The organism is Rhodoferax sp. LS1R11, from assembly GCF_056521395.1.
In genome coordinates this window covers 29,037-54,570 of sequence record NZ_JBWMAW010000001.1, presented here as the reverse complement: position 1 = coordinate 54,570, position 25,534 = coordinate 29,037, and the positions used below count along the sequence as shown (strand labels likewise).

General features: G+C 62.3%; 22 protein-coding genes. 16 read left to right on the top strand and 6 right to left on the bottom strand.

The annotated features are described in order from the left end of the window. Positions 1-7: 7 nt before the first annotated feature. Positions 8-253: a DUF1653 domain-containing protein gene (locus AC097N_RS00250; RefSeq protein ID WP_479578730.1), complete on the top strand. Its 246-nt coding sequence runs from the start codon at positions 8-10 to the stop codon at positions 251-253. 6 nt (positions 254-259) lie between these two features. Here the strand turns inward: AC097N_RS00250 and AC097N_RS00245 are convergent, their stop codons facing one another. Both AC097N_RS00245 and AC097N_RS00240 read right to left on the bottom strand, forming a co-directional pair. Continuing rightward, positions 260-1,306 (bottom strand): ATP-binding protein, encoded by a 1,047-nt coding sequence (locus tag AC097N_RS00245; protein ID WP_479578729.1) that lies wholly within the window; start codon positions 1,304-1,306, stop codon positions 260-262. Continuing rightward, entirely contained in the window at positions 1,294-2,031 is a 738-nt protein-coding gene (locus AC097N_RS00240; RefSeq protein ID WP_479578728.1) for a response regulator, read from the bottom strand. Before AC097N_RS00240 ends, AC097N_RS00245 begins: the two co-directional genes overlap by 13 nt. 226 nt (positions 2,032-2,257) lie before the next feature. On the opposite strand from AC097N_RS00240, the gene xopAW reads away from it, so the two are divergent. From xopAW to AC097N_RS00215, 5 genes are all read left to right on the top strand, one after another. Next, entirely contained in the window at positions 2,258-3,100 is an 843-nt protein-coding gene (gene xopAW, locus AC097N_RS00235) for a XopAW family type III secretion system calcium-binding effector (RefSeq protein ID WP_479578727.1), read from the top strand. Between the two features lie 252 nt (positions 3,101-3,352). Continuing rightward, positions 3,353-4,717: an efflux transporter outer membrane subunit gene (locus tag AC097N_RS00230; protein ID WP_479579181.1), complete on the top strand. Its 1,365-nt coding sequence runs from the start codon at positions 3,353-3,355 to the stop codon at positions 4,715-4,717. Positions 4,718-4,782: 65 nt separating this feature from the next. Further along, on the top strand, positions 4,783-6,096 hold the full coding sequence (locus AC097N_RS00225) for an efflux RND transporter periplasmic adaptor subunit (protein ID WP_479578726.1): 1,314 nt from the start codon (positions 4,783-4,785) through the stop codon (positions 6,094-6,096). Then, positions 6,093-6,845, top strand: a complete 753-nt coding sequence (locus AC097N_RS00220) for an ABC transporter ATP-binding protein (RefSeq protein WP_479578725.1) — start codon at positions 6,093-6,095, stop codon at positions 6,843-6,845. The genes AC097N_RS00225 and AC097N_RS00220 overlap by 4 nt, the downstream gene beginning before the upstream one ends. After that, the gene (locus AC097N_RS00215) at positions 6,845-8,047 is read left to right on the top strand and encodes an ABC transporter permease (RefSeq protein WP_479578724.1); all 1,203 of its coding nucleotides are present in this window, start codon (positions 6,845-6,847) and stop codon (positions 8,045-8,047) included. The genes AC097N_RS00220 and AC097N_RS00215 overlap by 1 nt, the downstream gene beginning before the upstream one ends. Positions 8,048-8,100: 53 nt before the next feature. On the opposite strand, the gene purN is transcribed toward AC097N_RS00215, so the two are convergent. Continuing rightward, the gene (purN, locus tag AC097N_RS00210; protein ID WP_479578723.1) at positions 8,101-8,691 is read right to left on the bottom strand and encodes a phosphoribosylglycinamide formyltransferase; all 591 of its coding nucleotides are present in this window, start codon (positions 8,689-8,691) and stop codon (positions 8,101-8,103) included. A 15-nt stretch (positions 8,692-8,706) separates the two neighbouring features. Between purN and AC097N_RS00205 the strand changes: the two genes are divergently transcribed. The 3 genes from AC097N_RS00205 (at position 8,707) to AC097N_RS00195 (ending at position 11,815) form a co-directional block, all read left to right on the top strand. After that, complete coding sequence (locus AC097N_RS00205; protein WP_479578722.1) at positions 8,707-9,408, top strand: YceH family protein; 702 nt, start codon at positions 8,707-8,709, stop codon at positions 9,406-9,408. Between the two features lie 44 nt (positions 9,409-9,452). Continuing rightward, entirely contained in the window at positions 9,453-10,631 is a 1,179-nt protein-coding gene (locus AC097N_RS00200) for an acyl-CoA dehydrogenase family protein (RefSeq protein WP_479578721.1), read from the top strand. 68 nt (positions 10,632-10,699) lie between these two features. Beyond that, positions 10,700-11,815 carry an acyl-CoA dehydrogenase family protein gene (locus tag AC097N_RS00195; protein WP_479578720.1) on the top strand — a complete coding sequence of 372 codons (1,116 nt, stop codon included), beginning with the start codon at positions 10,700-10,702 and terminating at the stop codon, positions 11,813-11,815. A 21-nt stretch (positions 11,816-11,836) separates the two neighbouring features. On the opposite strand, the gene AC097N_RS00190 is transcribed toward AC097N_RS00195, so the two are convergent. Both AC097N_RS00190 and AC097N_RS00185 read right to left on the bottom strand, forming a co-directional pair. Further along, complete coding sequence (locus AC097N_RS00190) at positions 11,837-12,733, bottom strand: DNA ligase (RefSeq protein ID WP_479578719.1); 897 nt, start codon at positions 12,731-12,733, stop codon at positions 11,837-11,839. A gap of 81 nt (positions 12,734-12,814) precedes the next feature. Then, on the bottom strand, positions 12,815-13,372 hold the full coding sequence (locus tag AC097N_RS00185) for an HNH endonuclease (protein ID WP_479578718.1): 558 nt from the start codon (positions 13,370-13,372) through the stop codon (positions 12,815-12,817). Between the two features lie 176 nt (positions 13,373-13,548). Between AC097N_RS00185 and AC097N_RS00180 the strand changes: the two genes are divergently transcribed. The 4 genes from AC097N_RS00180 to AC097N_RS00165 are packed head-to-tail and all read left to right on the top strand — an operon-like array spanning position 13,549 to position 19,653. Next, positions 13,549-14,538 carry a bifunctional riboflavin kinase/FAD synthetase gene (locus tag AC097N_RS00180; RefSeq protein ID WP_479578717.1) on the top strand — a complete coding sequence of 330 codons (990 nt, stop codon included), beginning with the start codon at positions 13,549-13,551 and terminating at the stop codon, positions 14,536-14,538. Continuing rightward, entirely contained in the window at positions 14,525-17,416 is a 2,892-nt protein-coding gene (ileS, locus tag AC097N_RS00175) for an isoleucine--tRNA ligase (protein ID WP_479578716.1), read from the top strand. The genes AC097N_RS00180 and ileS overlap by 14 nt, the downstream gene beginning before the upstream one ends. Next, positions 17,416-17,919 carry a signal peptidase II gene (gene lspA, locus AC097N_RS00170; RefSeq protein ID WP_479578715.1) on the top strand — a complete coding sequence of 168 codons (504 nt, stop codon included), beginning with the start codon at positions 17,416-17,418 and terminating at the stop codon, positions 17,917-17,919. Before ileS ends, lspA begins: the two co-directional genes overlap by 1 nt. A 24-nt stretch (positions 17,920-17,943) precedes the next feature. After that, positions 17,944-19,653, top strand: coding sequence for a Na/Pi cotransporter family protein (locus AC097N_RS00165; RefSeq protein ID WP_479578714.1), 1,710 nt, complete (start codon positions 17,944-17,946; stop codon positions 19,651-19,653). A gap of 34 nt (positions 19,654-19,687) precedes the next feature. Here AC097N_RS00165 and AC097N_RS00160 read toward each other — a convergent pair whose 3' ends face one another. Beyond that, a complete protein-coding gene (locus tag AC097N_RS00160) occupies positions 19,688-20,683 on the bottom strand; it encodes a quinone oxidoreductase family protein (RefSeq protein WP_479578713.1) in 996 nt (331 codons plus the stop codon). 168 nt (positions 20,684-20,851) lie between these two features. Here AC097N_RS00160 and AC097N_RS00155 point away from each other — a divergent pair, with 168 nt between their 5' ends. The 3 genes from AC097N_RS00155 to AC097N_RS00145 are packed head-to-tail and all read left to right on the top strand — an operon-like array spanning position 20,852 to position 25,514. Next, positions 20,852-21,967 carry a TRAP transporter substrate-binding protein gene (locus AC097N_RS00155; RefSeq protein WP_479578712.1) on the top strand — a complete coding sequence of 372 codons (1,116 nt, stop codon included), beginning with the start codon at positions 20,852-20,854 and terminating at the stop codon, positions 21,965-21,967. Continuing rightward, entirely contained in the window at positions 21,964-24,627 is a 2,664-nt protein-coding gene (locus tag AC097N_RS00150) for a bifunctional diguanylate cyclase/phosphodiesterase (protein ID WP_479578711.1), read from the top strand. The genes AC097N_RS00155 and AC097N_RS00150 overlap by 4 nt, the downstream gene beginning before the upstream one ends. Next, entirely contained in the window at positions 24,612-25,514 is a 903-nt protein-coding gene (locus AC097N_RS00145) for a DMT family transporter (RefSeq protein ID WP_479578710.1), read from the top strand. The genes AC097N_RS00150 and AC097N_RS00145 overlap by 16 nt, the downstream gene beginning before the upstream one ends. The last annotated feature ends 20 nt before the right edge of the window (positions 25,515-25,534 follow it).

Below are 25,534 nucleotides of genomic sequence, written 5' to 3'. Positions count from 1 at the left end.
TTGTCCCATGACTGACGAAATACTCCCCATTTTGATCGAGACCCGCAAGGGCCAATACCGCCATTACAAAGGCCTGCGCTACGAAGTTATCGGCACCGCACGGCACAGCGAGACCTTGGAGCCCATGACCTTGTACCGCGCCCTGTACGGTGAAAACGGGCTGTGGGTCCGCCCGGCAGCCATGTTTAACGAAGACGTGGTGATTGACGGCGTGCGGCAACCCCGTTTTACCTGGCTCAGTGACTTAGCTTGACGGATCTCAAGGGGCGATCGCCTGGCGTGGCAGCGTCAAGGTGGCCACCAGGCCACCGCAGTCGCCATTGCGCAAGTGCAGCTGTCCCTGGTGCCGGCGAGCAATATCGTGGGCAATGGAAAGCCCCAGCCCCACACCGCCGCTGTTGCGGTTACGTGAAGCCTCCACCCGGTAAAACGGAGCCAGTACCCGATCCAGTTCATCTTCCGCCAGGCCAGGACCATCATCCGACACCTCAATGCGCACCTGATCACCCTCATCTTTGAGGGTGATGCGTGCCACACCGCCGTAGCGGATGGCGTTTCCCACCAAATTGTCCATGCACCGCCGCAAGGACGACGCTTGCGCCTTGAGGGGTCCAGCCGCGCCAGTCACCTCAACGTCGTGCCCACAGGCTTGCTGGTCATCAGCCAGGCTGAGCAACAGTGAACGCAAATCCAGCAACACAAAGCGCTCCGGGTCAGCGTGGCCCCGCAAATAGTCCAGCGTGGACGTGATCATTTCATTCATTTCGACAATGTCCTGCCCGAACTGGCGACGCTGGACCGCATCCGTCAAACCCTCGGCACGCAAGGCCAGACGGGTCAACGGCGTGCGTAAATCATGCGATACCGCAGCTACAAATCGGTCACGTTCGTCCAGCTGCCGACAAATCTGGGCCTGCATCTGGTTGAAGACCCCCGTGGCGTCGCGGCATTCCTCAGGCCCCTCTTCTGCCATGGGTGGACGGCGAATGTCCAGTCCGATTTCACGCGCCGCACGGGCCAGACGTTTGATGGGCTGGGATAACCACCGAGCGCCAATCCAGGCGGCCAGCATCAGTGCCGACAGGCGAACGCCGATGTCCAGCAGCAGCCCGGGATGCCACATGGGTGGCGGCGGGCCGGGGGGTGCCCGCCCGGGAGGACCTGGAGGTGGCGGGAGAAACTCGAACATCAACGTCAGTGCCAACGCGTGGCTCGCCAACACAGCCACAAACAGCAGCAGGGCCAGCCGTCCGAACAGGGTGCCAGGCAGACACCGATGCACCAGGTGCCGAATCAGTTGTGCCACGCGGCCACACCCTCCACCGACTGGACATTGAGCATGTAACCCGCGCCCCGAACCGTCTTGATCATGCCGGGCTCCAGGGGATCGCCAGCGAGCTTTTGGCGCAGCCGCGACACCAGCAAATCAATACTACGCTCAAACGAATCCATTGACCGCCCACGCGCCTGCTCCATCAACTGGTCACGACTGAACAGACGCCGGGGCATTTGCAAAAACGTCGACAACAGACGAAATTCAGCGTTGGACAAGGCCACTACGATTCCGGCAGGCGAGGTCAGACAGCGGTCCTCGCGGTGCAACGCCCAGCCGTCAAACCGGATGACATCATGGCGCGCGCCCGCCACGCCACGCTGTGCGCCGCTGGCACGACGCAACACAGTGTGGATGCGTGCCACCAACTCCCGGGGCTCAAAAGGTTTGCTCATGTAGTCGTCCGCCCCGGACTCCAGCCCCAGCACCCGGTCGTAGGGATTCGAGCGCGCTGTCAACATGATGATCGGGATGGGTGAGCGCTGGTGCACCTGGCGCGCCAGCGTCAGCCCGTCCTCGCCCGGCAACATCAGGTCAAGCACCACCAGGTCCATGTGATGCGCCGCCAACACGGTGCGCATGGCCGCGCCGTCACCCGCCACGTGGCACTCAAAACCGAAACGTGCTAGGTAGTCACTCAACAAGGCGGTGATGCCCTCGTCGTCATCAACAATCAGGATTCGTGGTCGGGGCTGCATGGTGGGCTCGTGGGAAGCTTCAAATTGTAGTGAGGGGTTCATGCCGAAAAACGCGAACAGCAGGGTCAATGGCGGCCAGTTCAGGGCATTGAACCGTGCTTCGTATCAGGCTTGATACAAAGCCGACAAACAGGGTTTACGGCAGACCCCAAAAATGGACCGGTCACAAGACCTCGTCATGGGCGCTTGTGATGCTCCCTCAACCACGAAACCGAAAGGAATGACCATGAGCACCATCAGCGGAATCAGCAGCTCGGGCGATGCCTGGGCCAACATGAAAGCCCAACGAAGCCAGATGCAAGCCAAAATGTTTGCCAAGGTCGACACCGACAGCAGCGCAGGCGTTGACCAAACCGAACTGCAAAGCATGCTCGACGAAATTGGCAAAGCGACCGGCACCACCAACAGCACCAACACTGAAGAACTGTTCTCCAAGATGGACGCCAACAGCGATGGCAGCCTCTCCTCGGACGAACTGGGAAAGGGCATGAAAGACGTTTTGCCACCGCCCTCTACGATGGAGTTTGCCCAATCCCGAAGTGCCTATGGCGAAGGCGACCAGGACAACTTGTTCGCCAAAATTGACGCCAACAGCGACGGCGCCATCGACCAGACCGAGTTGAAGACAATGACCGACAAGATCAAGGCAGACACCGGACAGGATGCCGGCGACCTGTTTGCCAAACTTGACACCGACAGCGACGGCAAGCTGACCCCATCCGAGTTTGAGGCGGGACGTCCCACCAACGGAACACCGGGCGCAGAAGGCCCTCAGGGCGGACCACCACCCGCCGGCGGGCCTGGTGGTGCGGGGGGTGCCGGCAAGAGCGACTCAAGCTCCGCCACCTACGACAAGCTCGACACGAATCAGGATGGCACCGTCTCAGAAATGGAGCGACTGGCAGGCGCGATCAAGGACTTGGCGGCATCAGCCACAACCGGCGACAAAGCCAGCACCGACAGCTTGGCTGCTGACAAACTCGCCGAGCTGGAAACACAGGTCTATGAAAAAATCGCCCAAGGATTGACACAGCCGTCCACGGGAAACACGGTCAGCGCTATGGCGTGACCTTCTAAGCCCGCCAAGTGCGGGAGTCCCCCGGCTACCCCATGATGCATGCCCGGTGTAGGACAAACACGGGATTTACATGACTTCACACAAGGGAAACCGTTAAATCACCTGATTCCTGCACAATGGTCAGACACCTCCCGACACACGCTGCAAGAACCGATGATTTCAAAAAAAAACGACCTGACGCCAGGGCGCCAAAGCCCCCCTCGCACGACTGCGCGCAGCGTGGCGGCCACAACGCTGCTGGCTATGCTTTTGGCAGGGTGCTCATCATGGTCGCCCCGCACAACTGCCGCGTCTGACACCGACCTGCGCACCACCCTGCCCGCAAACTGGTCGACCGCAGCACCCGCCATCGCAGCGGGCTTGTCGGCCTCCCAGTCGCTTGACCAATGGTGGCAAAAATTCAACGACCCGCTGCTGAGCACCCTGGTCACCCAGGCCTTGCAGGCCAACACCAGCATCCTGACGGCCAAAGCGGCCCTGCAGCAATCGCGCGCCCTGCGTGACGTCAAATCGGCAGGCCTGCTGCCCAGCGTGTCGGGCTCGGGGTCGGCGCAACGGAGCAAGAGTGGCAACAGCGATGCAGGCAACACCTTCCGGGTGGGCCTGGACGCCAGCTGGGAACCCGATGTATTTGGGGGGCAACGCAGCGGACTCAGTGCCACCGAGGCAGACGCGCAGGCCTCAGCAGCCTCGCTGGCCGATGTGCAGGTGTCCATCGCCGCCGAGGTAGCCCTGGCCTATATCCAGCTGCGGGGCTTACAGTCTCAGTTGCTGATTGCCCGAACCAACCTGGCCAGCCAGGCCGAAACCCTGCAGATCACCGACTGGCGCGCCCAAGCCGGGCTGATCACCTCGCTGGAAGTGGAACAGGCCCGCACCTCCACCGAGCAAACCGGCGCCCAGATTCCCGTCCTGGAGGCCAGCGCCGCCAATACCGCGCATGCGCTGGCCGTCTTGACGGGCCAGGCCCCCGCCGCCTTGCAGGCGCTTCTGACGGCACCCCAACCCGTGCCACAAGCGTCTGACACCCTCGCGCTGGACATTCCGGCACAAACCATGCGCCAGCGGCCCGACGTGCGCGCGGCGGAGCACCGCATCAACGCGGCGCTGGCCCGCGTGGCCGTGGCCGATGCGGCCCGCTACCCCGGTTTTTCCATCAGCGGCTCACTGGGCCTGAACGCCCTGACCCTGGGCGCGCTCACCAACGGCAGTTCCCTGGTCAGCGCCTTGCTCGGCAGCGTGTCCGTGCCCCTGTTCGACGGCGGCGCAGCCCGTGCCCAGGTGCAGGCGCAAGAAGCAGCCCTGGAGCAGGCCCGCGTCAGCTACCAGTCGGTGGTCTTGACCGCCCTGAAAGATGTGGAAGATGCGCTGGTGACGCTGGCAGGTGACCGCGCCCGCCTGATTCGCCTCGAAAACGCGGCTGCATCCGCCAGCAACGCCGCATTACTGGCCCAAAACCGCTACAGCAGCGGCCTGATTGACTTTCAGACCGTGCTGCAGACACAACGGACTTTGCTGACCACCCAGGACAGTGTGGCCAGCACGCGGGCCGACATCAGTGCCGACCATGTGCGCCTGTACAAGGCCTTGGGCGGTGGCTGGAACTGAGCGTTCACTGCCGACCCTGCCCACAGCCATTTGCCCAATCATCCCGAATTTTTCAGAGCCCCACCATGACCACCCCAGCTGCCGCCAGCCCTCCTCTTTCCACCCAAGAACTGCAAGCAACACTCGATGAAGGTCCGGCTACGGCGTGGTGGCGCCGCCCCCTCTGGTGGTCGGTTGCCGCCCTGGTGCTGTTGGGCGGCGCAGGGCTCTATTACTGGCAACTGAGGGCACAGACAAAAGCAGCCCCCGTCTATGTCACGGAAGCCGTCAACCGGGGCAACCTCACCTTGAGCGTTGCCGCCAACGGCACCTTGCAACCCACCCGCTCGGTCAGCATTGGCAGCGAACTGTCCGGCACCGTCAAACGCGTGCTGGTGGATGTGAACGACCGGGTCAAAAAAGGCCAGGTGCTGGTGGAACTCGACACCGCGAAGCTGACCGACCAGGTCGCCCGCTCCCGCGCAGCCCTGAGCTCCGCCATCGCCCGGGTGGCGCAGGCCGTCACCACCGTCAAGGAAGCCCAGGGCAACCTGGGACGGCTGGAAGAAGTAGCACGCCTGTCGGGCGGCAAGGTGCCCTCCAAGGCCGAACTGGACACCGGCCGCGCCACGCTGGAGCGCGCCCAAGCCGACGAGACCAGTGCCCGTGCTGACGTGACATCCGCCAACGCCACCGTGGCCACCGATGCCACCAATCTCTCCAAAGCCTCCATCCGCTCGCCCATTGACGGCGTGGTGCTGACCCGCACCGTGGACCCCGGCAACGCCGTGGCGGCCTCCTTGCAGGCCGTGACCCTGTTCACCGTGGCCGAGGACCTGAGCCAACTCCGGCTGCAGGTCAATGTGGACGAAGCCGATGTGGGCTCCGTCAAAGTCGGGCAAAAAGCCAGTTTCACCGTCAGCGCCTACCCATCCCGCAAATACCCGGCCACACTCACCCGTGTCGCATTTGGCTCCACCATCACCGAAAACGTGGTGACCTATGTCACCTACCTGGATGTGGACAACACCGACCTCTCCTTGCGCCCCGGCATGACAGCCTCCGCTACCATCACCGCCACCGAGCGGCGCGACGTGCTGCTCGTGCCCAACACCGCCCTGCGCTTCACACCTACCGTCACCGCGACCACCGGCACCGCCAAATCCAGCAGCAGCATCATGTCCAGCCTCATGCCGCGCATGCCAGGTGGCGGCGCACGCAAAACGGCGGGCGGCAACGGCAGCGCCAAACAGGTGTGGATATTGCGTGACGGCGCCGCCGCTGCCATCCCCGTGACCCCCGGCATCAGTGACGGCCGCATGACCGAAATCACCGCCGGCGACTTGCAGGCGGGCATGCTTGTCATCACCGACCAGCGTTCTGCGGCGACCGCACCATGAGCGACACGCCACTCATCCAGCTCAAAGGGGTGACCAAGACCTATGGCGAGGGCGCGACCGCCCTGCAAGCCCTCAAAGGCGTGGACCTGACCATCGAAGCCGGCGACTTTGTGGCCATCATGGGCCCCAGCGGTTCGGGCAAGTCCACCGCCATGAACACCCTGGGCTGCCTGGACAGCCCCACCACGGGCGAGTATTTGTTCAATGGCGTCCACGTCGAGCAACTCTCGCGGGACCAGCGCGCGCGCCTGCGCCGCCAGTTTCTGGGTTTTGTCTTTCAGGGCTTCAACCTGCTGGCCCGTACCTCGGCGCAAGAGAATGTGGAGCTGCCCCTGCTGTACCGGGGCGAGTCCGCCAAGAACCGCCACGCCATGGCCGCCAAGGCGCTGGCCTCGGTCGGCCTGGCAGGCTGGGAGCACCACACCCCGGCCGAACTGTCGGGCGGCCAGCAACAGCGCGTGGCAATTGCCCGCGCCATCGTGACCGAACCCGCCGTGCTGCTTGCCGATGAGCCCACTGGCAACCTGGACACCCACCGCAGCGTCGAGATCATGGAGCTGCTGTGGGGCCTGAACGTGAACCACGGCATCACCGTGCTGATGGTCACCCACGAGGCAGACATGGCCGCCTACGCCAAACGCATCGTGAAGTTTGTGGACGGCGTGGTGGCCAGCGACGTTCGCAACCCGCACCCTGCGGGCCTGCACGAAGCGACGTCCCCTGCGCAAACTCCCACGGAGGTGCACTGATGTGGCTCAACACCCTGCTCCTGGCCCTGCGCTCCATCCGGCGCAATCTGATGCGTTCGTTTTTGACGATTCTGGGCATCGTGATCGGCGTGAGCGCGGTCATCACCATGGTGACAGTAGGCAACGGCGCCACGCTGGCCATCCAGAACCAGATCTCCGGCCTGGGGACCAACCTGCTGCAAGTCCGTCCAGGCCAACGCATGGGGCCGGGCTCGGGTGGCGGGCCGTCATTCAAGGAGGCTGATGCCGACACCATTGCCTCCCAGATCGGCGGCATTGAGGCGGTGGCGCCCGAGGCCCGCACCAGCGCCACCGTGGTCGCCAATGGCCGCAACTGGGCCAGCAGCGTCATCGGCAGCACCAACAACTGGCTAATCACCGGCAACTGGAAGCTCCAGGACGGGCGCGAGTTCTCTGACGACGAACTGCGCGCTGGCGCCGCCGTGTGCATGATTGGCGAAACCGTGCGCCGCGAGCTTTACGGCACCCGCGCGGCCGTGGGCGAGCAATTGCGGGTGAAACAGATCTCCTGCGAGATCGTGGGCATTCTGGCCGCCAAGGGCCAGGGCGCCTTCGGCAACGACCAGGACGACATGGTGCTGGTGCCGATCAAAACTTTGCAGCGCCGCATCACGGGCAACACGCGCGTCAACACCCTGCTGGTGTCCATGAAGGACGGCAGCGACCCGGCGCGCGTCAAGGCCAGCCTGACCCAGCTCCTGCGCGAGCGGCGCAAGCTGGCCACGGGTGATGAAGACAACTTCAATGTGCTCGACACCAAGCAACTGGGTGAAACGCTCTCGGGCACCACCAAGGTCATGACCACGCTGCTGGGCGCCGTGGCGGCGGTGAGCCTGCTGGTAGGCGGCATCGGCATCATGAACATCATGCTGGTGAGCGTGACGGAGCGCACCCGAGAGATCGGGCTTCGCCTGGCCATTGGGGCGCTGGAGCGCGAGGTGCTGCTGCAGTTCCTGATTGAGGCCGTGGTGCTGGCCTCACTGGGCGGGCTGATCGGCATTGTGCTGGCCACCGGTGCCTCGGTGCTGATCGCCACGGTGATGGATGTGCCCTACCTGTTCAACCCGGGGGTGAACCTGCTCTCGTTCCTGTTCTCGGCCGGCATTGGCGTGCTGTTTGGCTTCTTTCCGGCGCGCCGGGCAGCGCGGCTGGACCCCATCGAGGCCTTGCGCCACGAATAGTCTATTTATAAGAAATAAGGCTGTAGCCCAGGAAGGACATTCGGGAGTAGCTATTATTTTCGTAGCAACCCAGCAATCGCCCGTGGATAGATCAGGTGCTCCTGCGTGAGCACACGAGCGGCCAGGTCATCGGCGCTGTCTCCCGGCAGCACCGGCACCACGGCCTGCGCCAGGATGGGGCCGTGGTCCAGTTCAGCGGTCACCTGGTGCACCGTCGCACCGGCAAATTTGCAACCGGCATCCAGCGCCCGCTGGTGGGTGTGCAACCCCGAAAAAGCGGGCAACAGCGAGGGGTGGATGTTGAGCAGTCGGCCCTCATACCGACTCACAAAACCCGGTGTCAAAATGCGCATGAAACCCGCCAGCACCACCAGCACGGGCTGTCCCGGTTCGTCAAAACGATCAATCAGCACGGCCATCGCCTCGTCAAACGCCTCACGGGTGGCAAAGGCCTTGTGGTCCAGCGCCTCGGTCGCCAGACCGTGCTCCCGGGCAAACACCAGACCGCCCGCGTGGGCCTTGTTGCTGATGACCGCGGCCACGCGGGCGCCATATTTGTGCTGCCAATCCTCGCGCTGTGCGGTTTTAACGATGGCGGCCATGTTGGAGCCGCCGCCTGAGATCAAAATAACGATGTTTTTCATACCTGGCTTAATTTTATGACGTTGACTTCTGCCCCCCTCCCGCTCACAGCCCCTGTCGCCCCCCTGCTGACCCCGATCGAGGCGCGCGTGGTCGCCACCTTGATGGAGAAGGCCCGCACCGTGCCCGACAGCTACCCGCTCACCCTCAATTCGCTGGTGCTGGGCTGCAACCAGAAAAGCAGCCGCGAACCCCTGATGGAGCTGACCGAGGCCCAGGTGGCCGATGCCTTGAGCCGCCTGAAAGAAATCAACCTCGTGCGCGAAACCCCCGGCGGACGCACCACCCGCTTTGAGCACAACTTCCAGCGCGGCGCGGGTGTGTTTGAACAGGCGGCCGTGCTGCTGGGGCTGCTCATGCTGCGCGGCCCGCAAACCGCCGCAGAACTCCGGCTGAACACCGAGCGCTGGTACAAGTTTGCCGACATCTCCTCGGTGGAGGGTTTTCTCGAAGAACTGCAGGATCGCGCGCCTGAAAAAGGCGGCCCGCTGGTGGTCAAGCTCGCCCGGGCGCCCGGCGCCCGGGAACAGCGCTGGGCCCACCTGCTGTGCGGCCCGGTCGACACCAGCCAAACCGGTGTCAGCCGCTCGGGCGATGGTTCTGTCTCTGGCCAAACGGCGGAGCGCATCGAGCGCCTGGAGGCCGAGGTCGCGCAATTGCGGGACACGGTGCAAAAACTGTGCGCCGAACTGGGCGTGTCACCACCTGGACAGACATAAGCGAACGAGCGTGCTAAAAATGCGGGATATTTGGAGACCCGCTTATGGATTTAGCATTCACCCCTGAAGAGCAGAAGTTTCGCGAAGACATTCGCGCCTGGGTCAGCGAAAACCTGCCCGCCGACCTCTCACACAAGGTGCACAACGCCCTGCGCTTGAGCCGCGACGACCTGCAGCGCTGGGCCAAAATCCTGGGTAAAAAAGGCTGGCTGGGCCACGGCTGGCCCAAAGAGTTCGGCGGCCCCGGCTGGAATTCGATCCAGAAGCACTTGTTCGAAGAAGAATGCGCCCTGGCGGGTGCCCCGCGCGTGGTGCCCTTTGGCCCGGTGATGGTGGCGCCCGTGATCATGGCCTTTGGCACGCCCGAGCAGCAGCAACGCTTTCTGCCCGGCATTGCCAGCGGCGAGGTGTGGTGGAGCCAGGGCTACAGTGAACCCGGTTCCGGCTCCGATCTGGCGTCCGTCAAAACCCGCGCCGAGCGCCAGGGCGACAAATTCATCGTCAACGGCCAAAAGACCTGGACCACCCTGGGCCAGTACGGCGAATGGATTTTCTGCCTGGTGCGCACCAGCACCGAAGGCAAGCCGCAGACCGGCATCAGCTTCCTGCTGATCGACATGAAGTCCCCGGGCGTCACCGTGCGCCCCATCGTGCTGCTCGACGGTGAAGCCGAGGTGAATGAAGTCTTCTTTGACAACGTCGAAGTGCCGGCCGAGAACCTGATTGGCGAAGAAAACAAAGGCTGGACCTACGCCAAACACCTGCTCAGCCACGAACGCACCAACATCGCCGACGTGAACCGCGCCAAACGCGAACTGGAGCGCCTCAAGCGCATTGCCAAAGCCGAGGGCGTTGACGACGACACCCGGTTCCGCGACGAAATTGCCAAGCTCGAAGTGGATGTGGTGGCGCTGGAAATGATGGTGCTGCGCGTGCTGGCCGCTGAAAAGTCGGGCAAACAGTCGCTGGACATCGCGGGGCTGTTGAAGATCCGCGGCAGCGAAATCCAGCAGCGTTACAGCGAGCTGATGATGCTGGCCGCCGGGCCCTACGCCCTGCCCCTGATCCATGAAGCCATGGAAGCCGGCTGGCAAGGCGACGCCGTGGGCGCAGTCTACTGCGCCCCGCTGGCCTCCACCTACTTCAACATGCGCAAGACCACCATTTACGGCGGCAGCAATGAAGTGCAACGCAACATCGTGGCTCAAGTCGTACTTGGTTAATTGCGGGACAGACCGCAGGCGCAAAGCGACAAGCTCTGTCCTCAACTGAATGTAAAAGGATATTCATCATGGATTTCGATTTCTCTGACGATCAGGAACAACTGCGCGACGCGGTTCGCAAATGGGTTGACAAAGGCTACAACTTTGAGCGCCGCCGCGCTGCGACGGCCGCCGGTGGTTTTTCACGCGCCGCCTTCCAGGAAATGGCCGACCTCGGGCTGTGCGGCCTGTACGTGCCCGACACCCATGACGGCATGGGCATGAGCCCGGTCGAAGGCATGGTGGTGATGGAAGAACTGGGACGCGGCATGGTGCTCGAACCCCTGGCACAAAGCCTGATGGCAGGCGGCGTGCTGAGTGCTTATGCACCGGAGGCTGTCAAAGCCGCCTGGCTACCCAAGGTGGCCAGTGGCGAGGCCCTGGTGGTGCTGGCCTACCAGGAACGCGCAGCGCGCTACCGACTTGAAATTTGTGAAGCAAAAGCAGCTGTAACCCCCGCCGGATATACGGTAACAGCTACAAAAAGCATAGTACCCGCGGGTGATCTCGCCGACGCCTTTTTAGTGCCGGCGATGCTGGACGGCAACATGGTTTTGTTCCTGGTGGAACGCGCCGACAGCGGCGTCACCGCCCGCGGCTACGGCCTGCAGGACGGCAGCCGCGCCGCTGAACTGACATTGAATAACGCGCCCGCCACCCTGATCACGCTCGACGGACTGACCGCCCTGGAGCACGCCGTGGACATCGGCATCGCCGCCACCTGCGCCGAAGCCGTGGGCGTGATGGACAAAACCCTGACTATTACGGCGGAGTACCTCAACACGCGCAAGCAGTTTGGCGTGGTCATCAGCAGCTTCCAGGCTCTGCGCCACCGGGCGGCCGACATGAAGATGCAGCTCGAACTGGCCCGCTCCATGAGCTACTACGCCTCGCTCAAGCTCAACGCCCCGGCGCCCGAACGTCGGGCCGCCATGGCCCGGGCCAAGTACCAACTGGGCAACGCCATGCGGTTTGTCGGCCAGCAGGCCGTGCAGCTGCATGGTGGCATCGGCGTGACTGACGAATACATCGTGAGCCATTACTTCAAGAAACTCACCCAGCTGGAGATGACCTTTGGTGACAGCCTGCACCACCTGGGTGAGGTGTCCGCCCGCATGCAGGACACAGCGGGCGTCTTCGCCTGACAAAGCCGCCCAGGCGGCGTGTTACTCCGCCTCGCGCACCCGCAGAAAACTCGCAAACCGTGGCAACCCGGTGGGTGTGCGGTCCCGGTAACGGTAGGTGACCATGGCGCCCAACGGCGGTGGCACCTTCCGCTGGGCATCGGAGAAACCGGTCCCCAGCCCAAATCGCTGGCCACTGGGCATTTCGAGCAACAGCGCCCCCATGTGGCCGGCCAATCGACCCTTGCCCGGCAGATAGCCAACCACCCGCGCATCCTCATCCGGTTCGGGTTTGAGCTTGAAGAGGGCATCGCTGCGCCCGGCCTTCCATTCCGCATCAGCCCGGTGCAGGACATACCCCTCACCCCCGTCGCTGACCAACTCCCTCAACTGGCGTTGCAACGCATCAGGGTCAGAAATATGAAATTGATCGACCGCCTGCAGCCAGGGTGTCTTGCTGTTTTCAACAACGGACACGACCCGTGCAGCACGCTCATCAAAACGGCCGCGCTCACGCGGCAAATCAAAAATCATGTAGCGCAGTTCGCGCCATTCCGCATCCACCGGCACGCTGCGGCGCACGGTGGCCGAGACACGGTCAAAGCGTTGACGGGCGATCCAAAGTTCACCATCCAGTGCCGTGCCTGGCAAGGCATCGGTGAACCACCTGGGCGCTGCAATACGCCGACCGCTGCGAAACCGCAGCACCTTGCCGTCCCAGAACGCACGGACGCCATCCAGCTTTTCGCTCACCAGATATCCCAGGGGATCAAACCGGGCTTGCCAATTTTTGGCCAACATCAGGCCGGGGGCCCGGCCTGAAGGCGCCTGTGCGTTAACGGCAGTGGACTCGGCCCCGAAGACGACCAGGGGCGACACGGCGGCGCCCCACAGCAGGACAAGTCCGGTTGCCTGCATGCCCAGTAATCGATATGCCATCTCATGTCTCCCTGATTTTTGTTTCAGGGGCAGTTTAGCGGCCGGGTGGACCGAAGATCCGGTTTCAGCCCCGGTCAACACTTAAACAATGAGTCTTGAGGATTTCGGCACATGTGCCATCAAAAATTCCATCTGGTCCACCAGGATGCGGCGATTGCGCAGGATGAAATCTTCCCACAGGCTGGGCACATAGGGCGTGTAGAGCAGGGGCATGTTCGCCTGCTCGGGGGTGCGGTGGCTCTTGCGGTGGTTGCAGGGGCGGCACGAGGTGACCACGTTCATCCAGGTGTCAATGCCGTGTTGGGCAAACGGAATGATGTGCTCGCGGGTTAGCAACTCTTCATGAAAATGGTCGCCGCAGTAAGCGCAGACATTGCGGTCACGGGCAAACAGCTTGCTGTTGGTCAGGCCCGGCTTCAAATCGAACGGATTGATGTTGGGCACGCCCTTGGTGCCGATGATGCTGTTGACGGTAATGATGGACTGCTCGCCCGTAACCGCGTTGTGCCCGCCATGAAACACGGCCACTTGCGCGCCCATTTCCCAGCGCACTTCTTCTGCGGCATAGTGGATGACCGCCTGTTCAAGCGAAATCCACGATTGGGGCAACCCCTGGGCTGACAGCTTCAAGACCTTCAAAACACGCCTCCTGGAACAACAAATGAACCACTGACACGAAATGCAATTTGTCTCTGGCGGCGGGGCCCAACTGACAAGCCCCACTGCTAAGACACAATATACCCTGTTTTTGTGACAACCCGGCGTCAGGCGCTTGTGTGAAGAGCGCAGTCTGCTATCAAAAAGATAACAATCCAATGAAGGTTTTTCGCGGTTTCAAGCACCCTGGCATCGCCCCAACCTGCGCGCTGACCATTGGCAATTTCGACGGCGTGCACCGCGGCCACCAGGCCATGCTTGCCTTGCTGCGGAGCGAGGCCCAGCAACGCGGCGTGCCCAGCTGCGTCATGACCTTCGAGCCCCATCCACGCGATTATTTCGCCGCCGCCACCCACCAACCCAACCTGGCACCGGCCCGCATTGGCACGCTGCGCGACAAACTGGCCGATCTGGCCCTGTGCGGTGTGGACCAGACCGTGGTGCTGCCGTTTGACGCCCGACTGGCCTCGCAAACGCCACAGGCGTTCATCGACGAGGTGCTGGTGGGCGGCCTGGGCGCCAAATACGTTCTGGTGGGTGACGACTTCCGTTTTGGCGCCAAACGCACCGGTGACTACGCCATGCTGGACGCCGCAGGTGTGGCGCAAGGCTTTGATGTCGCCCGCATGAACAGCTACGAGGTGCACGGCCTTCGGGTATCCAGCTCGGCGGTGCGCGATGCCCTGGCCGACGGCCGCATGGACGATGCCGCGCGGCTGCTGGGGCGGCCCTACCGCATCTCAGGACACGTGGTACACGGGCGCAAACTGGGGCGCGAACTCGGCTTCAAAACCCTGAACCTGCGGTTTGCCCACTGGAAACCCGCGGCCAGCGGTATTTTTGTGGTGCTCGTCCACGGCCTGGCCGAGCAACCCCTGGCGGGCGTGGCCAACCTGGGCGTGCGCCCCTCCCTGGACCCCTCCGACGTGAACGGCGGACGGGTCTTGCTGGAAACCCATTGCCTCGATTGGCCCGACACCCTGGGCCCCGAGGGGGCCTACGGTAAAATCATCCGCGTAGAACTCCTCCACAAACTGCACGACGAACTGAAGTACGACGGGCTGGACGCCCTCACCGCCGGCATCACCCAGGATTGCCGGGATGCGCGTGCGTACTTAGCCACCCAGCGCCATCATGACCACCGATAACACCACACCGAATTCCGCTTCCGAGTCCACCGCCAAAACCGAGTACCGCAGCACGCTCAACCTGCCGGACACGCCGTTCCCGATGCGCGGGGATCTGCCCAAGCGCGAGCCGGGCTGGGTCAAGCAATGGGAAGACGCAGGTATTTACAAAAAACTGCGCGATGCACGCGTCAATGCGCCCAAGTTTGTGTTGCATGACGGCCCGCCCTACGCCAATGGCCAGATCCACATGGGTCACGCCGTCAACAAGATCCTGAAAGACATGATCGTCAAGGCGCGTCAGCTCAAGGGCATGGACGCCGCCTACATTCCCGGCTGGGACTGCCACGGCCTGCCAATCGAAAACGCCATCGAGAAGAAATTCGGCCGCAAGCTGCCGCGCGACGAGATGCAGACCAAGAGCCGCGCCTACGCCACCGAGCAGATTGACCTGCAGCGCGCCGACTTCAAGCGCCTGGGGGTGCTGGGCGACTGGGACCACCCCTACCGCACCATGGACTTCAGCAACGAAGCCGACGAAATCCGCGCCTTCAAACGCGTGGTGGAGCGTGGTTTTGTCTACCGCGGCCTGAAACCCGTGTACTGGTGTTTTGACTGCGGCTCATCCCTGGCCGAATTTGAAATTGAATACGCCGACAAAAAATCGCAAACGCTGGACGTCGGCTTTTTGTGTGCCGAGCCTGCCAAACTGGCCACCGCCTTTGGCCTGGAGACGCTGAGCAAAGAGGCTTTCGCTGTTATCTGGACCACCACTGCGTGGACCATTCCCGCCAATCAGGCACTCAACCTGAACCCCGAGATCACTTACGCACTGGTCGACACCGAGCGTGGCCTGCTGGTGCTGGCCGAGAGCCTGGTCGAAAAATGCATGGAGCGCTACCAGCTCACCGGTACCGTGGTGGCGACCACCGTGGGCAAGACCCTGGGCGGCATCAACTTCAAGCACCCCCTGGCTCATGTGGACCCGGGTTTTGACCGCCTGAGCCCGATCTACCTGGCCGACTACGCCACAGCTGACGACGGCACCGGCATCGTCCACTCGGCACCCGCTTATGGCGTCGAGGATTTCAACTCCTGCGTCGCCCACGGCATGGCCTATGACGACATCCTGAACCCGGTGCAAGGCAATGGTGCGTACGAACCCGAGTTGCCGCTGTTTGGCGGGCAACACATCTGGAAGGCCTGCCCCGTCATCATCGACACGCTGCGCGAAGCCGGCCGCCTGTTTGCCACGACCGACATCGTGCACAGCTACCCGCATTGCTGGCGCCACAAGACGCCGGTAATTTACCGCGCCGCCGCCCAGTGGTTCATCCGCATGGATGACGGCGTTGGGGTGTTCACCAAGGACAAGGCGCCCAAGTCGCTGCGCCAGCTGGCGCTCGACGCCATTGAAGAAACCGCGTTCTATCCCGAGAACGGCAAAGCCCGCCTGCGCGACATGATTGCCGGCCGGCCTGACTGGTGCATCAGCCGCCAGCGCAGCTGGGGCGTGCCCCTGCCCTTCTTTTTGCACAAGGACAGCGGCGAGCTGCATCCCCGTACGATGGAGATTCTGGACATCGCTGCCGACATGATCCAGCAGGGCGGTATCGAGGCCTGGAGCAAGGCCACCACCGCGTCCATCCTCGGCGCGGCGGATGCCGACAGCTATACCAAGAGCAGTGACATTCTGGAAGTCTGGTTTGACTCCGGCACCACCCACACCACCGTGCTCAAGGGCTCACACGCCGGCAGCGCCCATGCCACAGGCCCCGAAGCCGACCTGTACCTGGAAGGCCACGACCAGCACCGTGGCTGGTTCCATTCCAGCTTGTTGACTGCCTGCGCCATGTACGGGCGCGCGCCCTACAAGGCCATCCTGACCCACGGCTTTACCGTGGACAGCAAGGGCCATAAGATGAGCAAGAGCCAGGGCAACGGCGTGGACCCCCAGGAGACCTCCAAGAAGCTCGGCGCCGAGATCATCCGCCTGTGGGTGGCGGCCAGCGACTACTCGGGCGACATCGCCGGAGACGACAAGATCCTGGCACGCGTGGTGGACACCTACCGCCGCATCCGCAACACACTGAAGTTTTTGCTCGCCAACGTGAGCGACTTCGACCCCGCGACCGACGCCGTGCCACTGGACCAAATGCTGGAGATTGACCGCTACGCCCTGAGCCGTGCGGCCCAGCTGCAGGCGGACATCCTGGCGCACTTCGAGGTGTACGAATTTCACCCGGTGGTGGCCAAGCTGCAGATTTACTGCTCGGAAGACCTGGGTTCTTTCTACCTGGACATCCTCAAGGACCGCCTCTACACGACCGCGCCCAACTCACCCGCACGGCGCAGTGCCCAGACGGCGCTGTGGCAGATCACCCAGGCCATGCTGCGCCTGATGGCGCCGTTCCTGAGCTTCACGGCCGAGGAAGCCTGGTCGGTGCTGGGCACTGAGGGAAAAACGCCTGCAGACACGCGTGAATCCATCTTCCTGGACAGCTTCGTGACCATGGATGCCCCCGATGCGGCCTTGCTGGCCAAGTGGGCACGCATTCGCGACATCCGTGATGCGGTGAACAAGGAGATTGAAGTTCTGCGCGCCGACGGCAAGGTGGGCTCGTCCCTGCAAGCCAGCGTAGCCCTCACGGTGGCGGCTGAAGACCATGCCTTGCTGACCAGCCTGGGGGATGACCTGAAGTTTGCCTTCATCACATCTGCTATTAATTTGATAGCTGGTTCCGCACTGTCCATCAGCGCCAGCGCCTCAAATGGCACTAAATGCGAACGCTGCTGGCATTATTGCGACGACATTGGTGTGGATGCCGCCCACCCCACCCTGTGTGGCCGTTGCGTCAGCAACCTGTTTGGTGCAGGCGAAACACGGAGCTTTGTCTGATGGCCCGCAAGTCGACCTTCAAGTCCAACTCCGCAGGCGTGCTGAAATGGCTGGGGCTGGCCTTGATCTTTCTGATCGCCGACCAGTTCACCAAGGTGCTGATCGTGGGTTACTACAAGCTCGGTGACAGCACCCCGGTGACCAGTTTCTTTAACGTGGTTCGCGTGCACAACACGGGCGCCGCGTTTTCATTTCTGCATGATGCGGGCGGTTGGCAGCGGTGGTTTTTCACAGTCGTCGGCATCGTCGCGGCGGCTGTGATTTTGTGGCTGCTGAAATCACATGCAGGGCAAAAACTGTTTGCCTTTGCGTTAGCCTGCATTCTGGGTGGCGCCATTGGCAATGTGATTGACCGCGTGCTGTACGGCTATGTGGTGGATTTCCTGGACTTCCACTGGCACGGCTGGCACTTCCCGGCCTTCAACATCGCCGACAGCGCCATCACGGTGGGCGCGGCCTGCCTGATTCTGGACGAACTGCTGCGCGTGCGGCGCACGCACTAAGCTCGGTACCCCAAAAGGAAGACATTGACCCACCTGCTGAACCTTCTGGCGGCCATTGCCCTGCTCGTTTGGGGCACACAGCTGGTGCGTACCGGTATTCTTCGGGTATTTGGTGCCAACCTGCGCAACATCCTGGCCAAGAGTGTCCGCAATCGCCTGACGGCAGCCCTGTCGGGCATGGGGGTCACGGCGCTGGTGCAGTCCAGCACCGCCACGGCGCTGATCGTCGCCTCATTTGTCGGCCAGGGGCTGATGTCGCTGCCGTCGGCGCTGGCGGTCATGCTGGGAGCCGACATCGGAACCAGCGTCATGGCAGTCGTTTTCTCGCTCGATCTGTCCTGGCTGTCACCTCTGTTCATTTTTGTCGGCGTGGTGCTGTTCATTTCACGGCAATCCACCACGGTGGGTCGGATTGGTCGCGTTCTGATAGGCCTGGGCCTGATGCTGCTGGCCCTGCGCCTGGTCACCCAGTCGGCCAACGTACTGACCCAGGCGCCCGCCGTCAAGGCCTTGTTGGGCTCACTCAGCAGCGACCTGCTGCTGGAAATCTTGGTGGGCGCCCTGCTGGCCGTGCTGTCGTATTCCAGTCTGGCCATTGTGCTGCTCACGGCCACACTCGCTACCACCCACGTGGTACCGATTGACGTGGCCCTGGGCCTGGTGCTGGGCGCCAACCTGGGCAGCGGCATGCTGGCGGTGCTGACCACGCTCAACGCGAACATCGAGACCCGTCAGGTGCCCCTGGGCAACCTGATTTTTAAAATCATTGGCATCGCCGTGGCAGCGCCCTTCGTCGCTTTGTGGCTGGGCACCGTGCGCCATTGGGTCACGGAGCCAGCCACCCTGGTGGTGCTGTTCCACCTGACGTTCAATGTGTTGGTGGGTGGCATCTTTATCGGCCTGACCCAAGTCGTGGCACGCTGGGTGGCCCGCTGGTTGCCCAAGCCCGAAAAAAGTACCGTCGCAGGCAGGCAGCGACACCTGGACGTCACCGCACTGGCCACACCGTCGGTGGCCATCTCCTGCGCGGTGCGCGAGGCCATGCACCAGGCGGACGTGGTGGAAACCATGCTGATCGGCGTGCTGGGCGTCATCAAGAACAACGACCGCAAGCTCGCCCAGGACCTGCAAAAAATGGACGACACGGTGGACGAGCTGTACTCGGACATCAAGTACTACCTGACCAAGATTTCACGCGAAGCCCTGAGTGAAAAAGAGGGTCGGCGCTGGACTGACATCATCAGCTTCACCATCAACATGGAGCAAATCGGCGACATCGTCGAGCGGGTGCTGCTGGATGTCGAAGAGAAAAAGATCAACACCGGACGCGAGTTTTCCGAAGCGGGCCTGATCGAAATCACCGGCCTGCACACCCGCCTGATCGACAACCTGCGCCTGGGCATGAGTGTGTTCCTGAACGGCAACGTGCGCGATGCACAACGATTGCTGGAAGAAAAAACCCTGTTCAGTGACCTGGAACGCGAATACGCGGCCACCCACCTGGCCCGCCTCGCTGTCAACACGCTGCAGAGCATCGAGACCAGCTCGCTGCACCTGGACCTGATCAGCGATCTCAAGCGCATCAACTCCCTGATCTGCTCGGTGGCCTACCCCATTCTGGACTCTGCCGGTGCGCTGGCACCCAACCGGCTGCGCCATTCCGTGCTGGACTCCCAGCAACTGGTCGCCGCCAGCACCGGCCGGTCACCCGACACAGCGCCCCCCCGGCCATAGGGTCACGAGACGCTGACCGGGACGCGGCGGACGTTCACAAGGTCAGAATCGAGCAGCCCGTGGTCTTGCGGGCTTCCAGGTCACGGTGCGCTTGCTGCACCTCGGCCAGCGGGTAGCGCTGGTCGATGCGAATTTTTACCTTGCCACTGGTCACGGCCTCAAACAGGTCATCGGCCATGGCCTGCGTGCTTTCGCGCGTGGCAATGTGGGTAAACAGGGTCTGGCGTGTCAGGTACAAAGAGCCTTTGGGCCCCAGCAGACCGGGCGCGAAGGGCGCCACCGGGCCTGACGCGTTACCAAAACTGGTCATCAGGCCGAAAGGCGCAAGGCAGTCCAGCGACTTGTCCCAGGTGTCTTTGCCCACCGAGTCGTACACCACCTTCACGCCCTTGCCTCCCGTGATCTCTTTCACGCGAACCAAAAAGTCGTCGGTCGAATAATTGATCACAAAGGCCGCACCGTGCTCTTTGGCCAGTGCACATTTGGCGTCCGACCCGGCCGTGCCAATCAGCTGCAACCCCATCGCACGGGCCCACTGGCAGGCAATCAGGCCCACGCCACCCGCCGCCGCATGGAACAGCACAAAATCGCCAGCTTGCAAACCACCCTGCGGCTGGGTGCGCTTCAACAGGTATTGCGCGGTCAGGCCTTTGAGCATCATGGCCGCGCCGGTCTCGAATGAAATGGCATCGGGCAGCTTGCACACGCACTTGGCGGGCATGACCCGCAACTCGCAGTAGCTGCCCGGCGGTTGGCTGGCGTAGGCCGCGCGGTCGCCCACCTGGAGGTGGGTGACGCCCTCTCCGACCGCCTCCACCACACCGGCTGCCTCCATGCCCAATTGCAGCGGCATGGGCAGGGCGTACAGCCCGCTGCGCTGGTACACGTCGATGAAGTTCAGGCCCACCGCATGGTGACGAATGCGAATTTCACCCGGACCGGGGTCCCCCACCATGACATTGACCAGCCTGAGTTGCTCGGGGCCGCCGTTTTGATCGATTTGAATGGCTCGCGAAGGGAATGAGGACATACCGGATCTCCTGTTTTTTTGAAAGGTCTACGATGGTGCCATGGAAGCCCCAAGGACTAGCTGCACAGGGTTTCTGGACATCAACCGCGAGGATGGAAATCGGGAATACCCTGCTCACGTGCGATTCAAAAACCTTAACTTTCTGAAGAATCAGTCGATATCCGTGGGATGACTATGGTGGATAAATCCGTACCTCAGGCAAAAACGCCGCAACGCCTGTTGCGTCGCCTCGCGACAGCAGCTGGCGTTGCGCTGCTTTTTTGCGCCGGTTTGTCACTGGCTCAGACACCAGCCCAAACCGCTCCCTTGCAAAAATTGCGCATTGTGGGCGGGCTGGCCGGCCTCAATCAGTACACGCGCAACGAAGAACCTTTTTGGACCAAAGAACTGTCGCGCCTCAGCGGTGGCAAATTCGAGGCCGACATCGTCCCCTTTGACCGCGCGGGCGTTCCGGGCAGCGACATGGTGCGGCTGATGCAACTTGGCGTCGTGTCGTTCGGCACCGCGCTACTCAGTTCGATGTCGAACCAATACCCCGAATACATTGCACCGGATCTTGCCGGACTCAACCCCAATATAGCCAGCCTCAAAAAATCTGTCGCTGCGTTCCGGCCCTATCTGGAAAAATCGCTTCGCGAACGCCAGGGTATAGAGACCCTGGCCATTTACATCTACCCTGCACAGGTGGTGTTTTGCAAACAAGCCCTCGCCGGTCTGGCAGATCTGGCCGGGCGGCGTATCCGTGTTTCCTCATCCACCCAATCGGATTTTGTGTCCGCTTTGGGCGGCGTGCCGGTCCTGACCGGCTTTGCCCAGATCATGCCCAGCCTGGCCTCAGGCAACACCGAGTGCGCCATCACCGGCACCATGACGGGCAATACACTCGGCCTGCATGAGGCGACGAAATACATTCACACGCTGCCTGTGAACTGGGGAATCGCCGTCTTTGGCGCTAACCAGGCAGCGTGGAATGCCCTCCATCCGGATTTGCGGGCTTTGCTCAGCCGGGAGTTGCCTAAACTTGAAGCGATGATTTGGAGTGAAAGTGAACGCGAAACGGCCGAGGGTCTGGCCTGCAACAAAGGGGCCCCTTCCTGCAGCACGGGCCGCAAAGGGCAGATGATTGAAGTGCCGCTGTCCCCGCAGGACGAACGTCGGCGCCAGGAAATTTTCTCGACCACGGTTCTGCCGCATTGGCTGCAACGCTGCAACGGACGATGTGAAGACATCTGGAACCAGACGATTGGCCCCGTGAGCGGCATCAAGGCACAACTCACGAAATGACAAGTCCCAATCCCGTCAAGGCAAGAACCTGGGTACTGGGGCTGCTGGGCATGTTCCTGCTCGTGCTGGGGCTGTTCGCCTCAAGCCTGGTCTGGAACCTGCGTCAGGGTGCGCTGGCGGACAGTGAAGCGCAGGCCACACGTTTTGTGAGCGGCGCTGAAACCGCGATCAACCGGACCTTTTTGGGCGTCGATGTGTTGCTGGCCAGCATGGATGACTTGCTGCAACTGTCCGCGCTGGTGTCAGACTGGATCGAGCCCACATCGTCCAACCGGCTCATGCGGGGCGCCGTCAACCAGAACATGATGGTGCGCTATGTCGCCCTGGTCGACACACAGGGGCATGTGATCACCTCCTCAGACCCCAGCGGGGCGCAACTGAGCATGAGCCTGCCGGCCGGCTTTGTCGACCAGGCCATGGGCCAACCTGTGTCGACGCTGATTGTCAGCGCACCGGTGGTGAGCTTTGCCACCTCGGAGCATGTGCTCTACCTGGCACGCTGGCTCAAAATCGCCGATAGCACCAAGATACTGGCGGTGGCCGAAGTCCCCGTGACGCTGTTGACGACCATCATGGTTCAAGGGGTCGACATCAGCGGGCTCGAAGTGACACTGGAACGCAATGACGGGCAGTTGCTCGCCAGCGTTCCCGCCCACGAGCAACTGGCGGCGTCAACTCGGCTGCCTGCCTTGGTCCAGCAGATTGATTCCTTTCAGGCGCTACGGATGCCGGCGCGGCTCAGTGGTCAGGATGCCATTTTGGTGGCAAGGCCTATTCTCTACCGTGACCTGTTGCTCACCGCAGGCATTCCCGTGGGCGCTGCGCTGGCTGACTGGCGCGTACAGCGCAATTTCATTCTGGGTGTTTCCCTCGTTTTCGCCTTGATGATTCTGACAGCCGGTGCGTTTACCTCGCAGTACCTGACCCGCCTGCGGCAGGCCCGATCGACCATCACGCAATCCAAGGCAGCGCTGGACCAGGCGCTGGAATCGATGGTGAGTGGCTTTGTGCTGCTGGACCCGGAAGACAGGGTCATCAGCTGGAATCGCAGGTTTCATGAGATTTACCCCTGGATGGAGGGCGTCATCGCGCCGCTGATGCCGTTTCAGGGGCTGCTTGATATCGCCGCAAAAAATCTGATGCCCCGGGGTGACGAGACTGATCGGCAGGGCTGGATACAGCGCCGCCTCGCCCTGCAGGTCACCGCGCAAGGCACGCACGAGCAACGCTTGCCCGACGGCAAGATCATCCACATCACCGAACGGCGTACCCCTCAGGGTGGCACCGTCATCGTCTACCAGGACATGACCGAACTGCGTACTGCAGCCGCCGAAATTGAGCAACTGGCTTTTTTTGACCCCTTGACCGGGTTGCCCAACCGCCGGTTATTGATGGACCGACTGCAACATGCGCTGAGCAGCAGCACCCGGACAGGACACCATGGTGCGTTGCTGTTTCTGGATCTGGACCACTTCAAGAACCTCAATGACACCCTGGGCCATGAAGTGGGCGACCTGCTGCTGCAGCAAGTCGCCGAGCGGCTCAAGGCCTGTGTGCGTAAGGAAGACACCGTTTCCCGCCTGGGCGGCGACGAATTTGTGTTGATGCTTGAAGACCTCTCACCGCACATGCAGGAAGCAGCCACGCTGGCCAAACGCATTGGTGAAAAAATTCTTGAACGGCTCAACCAACCGTATCAACTGGCTTCGCAGGACTACCACAGCACCCCCAGTGTGGGGGCCGCGTTGTTTGTGGGGGACGCCATCTCGGCCACCGATCTGCTGCGCCAGGCCGACATCGCCATGTACCAGGTCAAGGCCACCGGACGCAACGCCTTGTGCTTCTTCGACCCTCAAATGCAAGCCGCCATCTCCGCGCGCGCCCGGCTGGAAGACGACTTGCGTGCCGCGCTGGCACTCAATCAGTTCGAACTCTATTACCAGCCCCAGCTGCAGCTGGCAGGACAGGTGGTGGGGGCCGAAGTACTGATCCGCTGGAAACACCCGGTGCGGGGCATGGTGTCGCCCGCCGAGTTCATTCCCGTGGCCGAAGAAAGCGAATTGATCATGCTGATCGGTGAGTGGGTGCTGCGCACAGCCTGCGAGCAACTCGCGGTCTGGCAGGATGACGAACGCTACGGGGACCTGCAGCTGTCCGTCAACGTCAGCGCGCGCCAACTGCGCCAGACTGCGTTTGTGGACCAGGTGGCCAACATCATGCATGAAACGGGCGTCAAACCCCACTTACTCAAACTCGAGCTGACCGAATCCCTGGTGCTGGTCAGCGTGGAAGACACCATCACCAAGATGCGTGAGCTCAAAGCCCTGGGCGTGCAGTTTTCAGTCGATGACTTTGGTACCGGCCACTCGTCACTGGCCTACCTGACGCGTCTGCCGCTGGATCAACTCAAGATTGACCAGTCTTTTGTTCGCAACATCGGTATCCGGCGCACGGACGGCGTGATTGTGCAAACCATCATCGGCATGGCCCGCAACCTCGGGCTGGAGGTGATTGCCGAAGGCGTGGAGACCGTGGCGCAACAGGAATTTCTGGCGCTGCACGGCTGCAATCTGTACCAGGGCTATCTGTTTGGCAAGCCCTCACCTTTGGCGGGATTTGAAGGGCTGCTTGCTACAGTCCTGCCATGCACGCCAAACTGACACCCACTGCAGCCCTCCTGCTCACCCTGCCGCCCTTGATGTGGGCGGGCAACGCCGTGGTAGGCCGGCTCGTGAGCCCCATGGTGTCGCCCATGACACTGAACTTTTTGCGCTGGCTGCTGGCCTTCGCCTTGCTCCTGCCCCTGGCTGGCGCCGTGTTGCGGCCGGCCAGCCCGCTGTGGCGCAGCTGGCGACGCTTTTCGCTGCTGGGGCTGCTCAGTGTGGGGGCATACAACGCCTTGCTCTACCTGGCCCTGAACACCTCGACTCCGATCAATGTCACCCTGGTGGGATCCAGCACGCCCATCTGGATGCTGGTGAGCGGGCGCCTGTTTTTTGGTGTACGCATCTCGGTGCGTCAGTGGCTGGGTGCGGCCCTGTCGGTGGCCGGCGTGATGCTCGTGTTGTGTCGTGGCCAGCTTGAGTTGTTGTTGCAGGTGCATCTGGTGCCGGGGGACGTGTATGTGTTGATCGCATCGGCCTCCTGGGCCTATTACAGCTGGATGCTGGCACACCCCACCACGGAGCCACCGGCTATCCGGACCAATTGGTCCGCCTTTTTGCTCGCCCAGATGGCTTTTGGTCTGGCTTGGTCAGGCTTGTTCGCAGGCAGCGAATGGGCGCTGGGCAAGGCCCACATCAGCTGGAGCTGGCCGCTGGCAGCCGCTCTGGTCTTTATTGCGCTCGGCCCGGCGCTGATCGCGTTCAGGGCCTGGGGCGCTGGCGTGGCGCGCGCGGGGCCGGCTGCGGCAGGGTTCTTTTCCAACCTGACGCCACTGTTTACGGCTGTTCTTTCCAGTGCGTTCCTCGGCGAGACACCGCGGCTGTACCACGTGCTCGCCTTTGCCCTGATTGTGGGTGGCATCGTGGTGTCATCGCGCCGCTGAGAGGGAAGCCCCCACGCTTG

Bases quoted from the DNA above. Each gene is read 5' to 3' on its own strand.
- AC097N_RS00250 (WP_479578730.1), top strand. From the start codon at position 8: ATGACTGACGAAATACTCCCCATTTTGATCGAGACCCGCAAGGGCCAA.
- AC097N_RS00240 (WP_479578728.1), bottom strand. From the start codon at position 2,031: ATGCAGCCCCGACCACGAATCCTGATTGTTGATGACGACGAGGGCATC.
- xopAW (WP_479578727.1), top strand. From the start codon at position 2,258: ATGAGCACCATCAGCGGAATCAGCAGCTCGGGCGATGCCTGGGCCAAC.
- AC097N_RS00230 (WP_479579181.1), top strand. From the start codon at position 3,353: ATGCTTTTGGCAGGGTGCTCATCATGGTCGCCCCGCACAACTGCCGCG.
- AC097N_RS00225 (WP_479578726.1), top strand. From the start codon at position 4,783: ATGACCACCCCAGCTGCCGCCAGCCCTCCTCTTTCCACCCAAGAACTG.
- AC097N_RS00220 (WP_479578725.1), top strand. From the start codon at position 6,093: ATGAGCGACACGCCACTCATCCAGCTCAAAGGGGTGACCAAGACCTAT.
- AC097N_RS00215 (WP_479578724.1), top strand. From the start codon at position 6,845: ATGTGGCTCAACACCCTGCTCCTGGCCCTGCGCTCCATCCGGCGCAAT.
- purN (WP_479578723.1), bottom strand. From the start codon at position 8,691: ATGAAAAACATCGTTATTTTGATCTCAGGCGGCGGCTCCAACATGGCC.
- AC097N_RS00205 (WP_479578722.1), top strand. From the start codon at position 8,707: ATGACGTTGACTTCTGCCCCCCTCCCGCTCACAGCCCCTGTCGCCCCC.
- AC097N_RS00200 (WP_479578721.1), top strand. From the start codon at position 9,453: ATGGATTTAGCATTCACCCCTGAAGAGCAGAAGTTTCGCGAAGACATT.
- AC097N_RS00195 (WP_479578720.1), top strand. From the start codon at position 10,700: ATGGATTTCGATTTCTCTGACGATCAGGAACAACTGCGCGACGCGGTT.
- AC097N_RS00190 (WP_479578719.1), bottom strand. From the start codon at position 12,733: ATGGCATATCGATTACTGGGCATGCAGGCAACCGGACTTGTCCTGCTG.
- AC097N_RS00180 (WP_479578717.1), top strand. From the start codon at position 13,549: ATGAAGGTTTTTCGCGGTTTCAAGCACCCTGGCATCGCCCCAACCTGC.
- ileS (WP_479578716.1), top strand. From the start codon at position 14,525: ATGACCACCGATAACACCACACCGAATTCCGCTTCCGAGTCCACCGCC.
- lspA (WP_479578715.1), top strand. From the start codon at position 17,416: ATGGCCCGCAAGTCGACCTTCAAGTCCAACTCCGCAGGCGTGCTGAAA.
- AC097N_RS00160 (WP_479578713.1), bottom strand. From the start codon at position 20,683: ATGTCCTCATTCCCTTCGCGAGCCATTCAAATCGATCAAAACGGCGGC.
- AC097N_RS00155 (WP_479578712.1), top strand. From the start codon at position 20,852: ATGACTATGGTGGATAAATCCGTACCTCAGGCAAAAACGCCGCAACGC.
- AC097N_RS00150 (WP_479578711.1), top strand. From the start codon at position 21,964: ATGACAAGTCCCAATCCCGTCAAGGCAAGAACCTGGGTACTGGGGCTG.
- AC097N_RS00145 (WP_479578710.1), top strand. From the start codon at position 24,612: ATGCACGCCAAACTGACACCCACTGCAGCCCTCCTGCTCACCCTGCCG.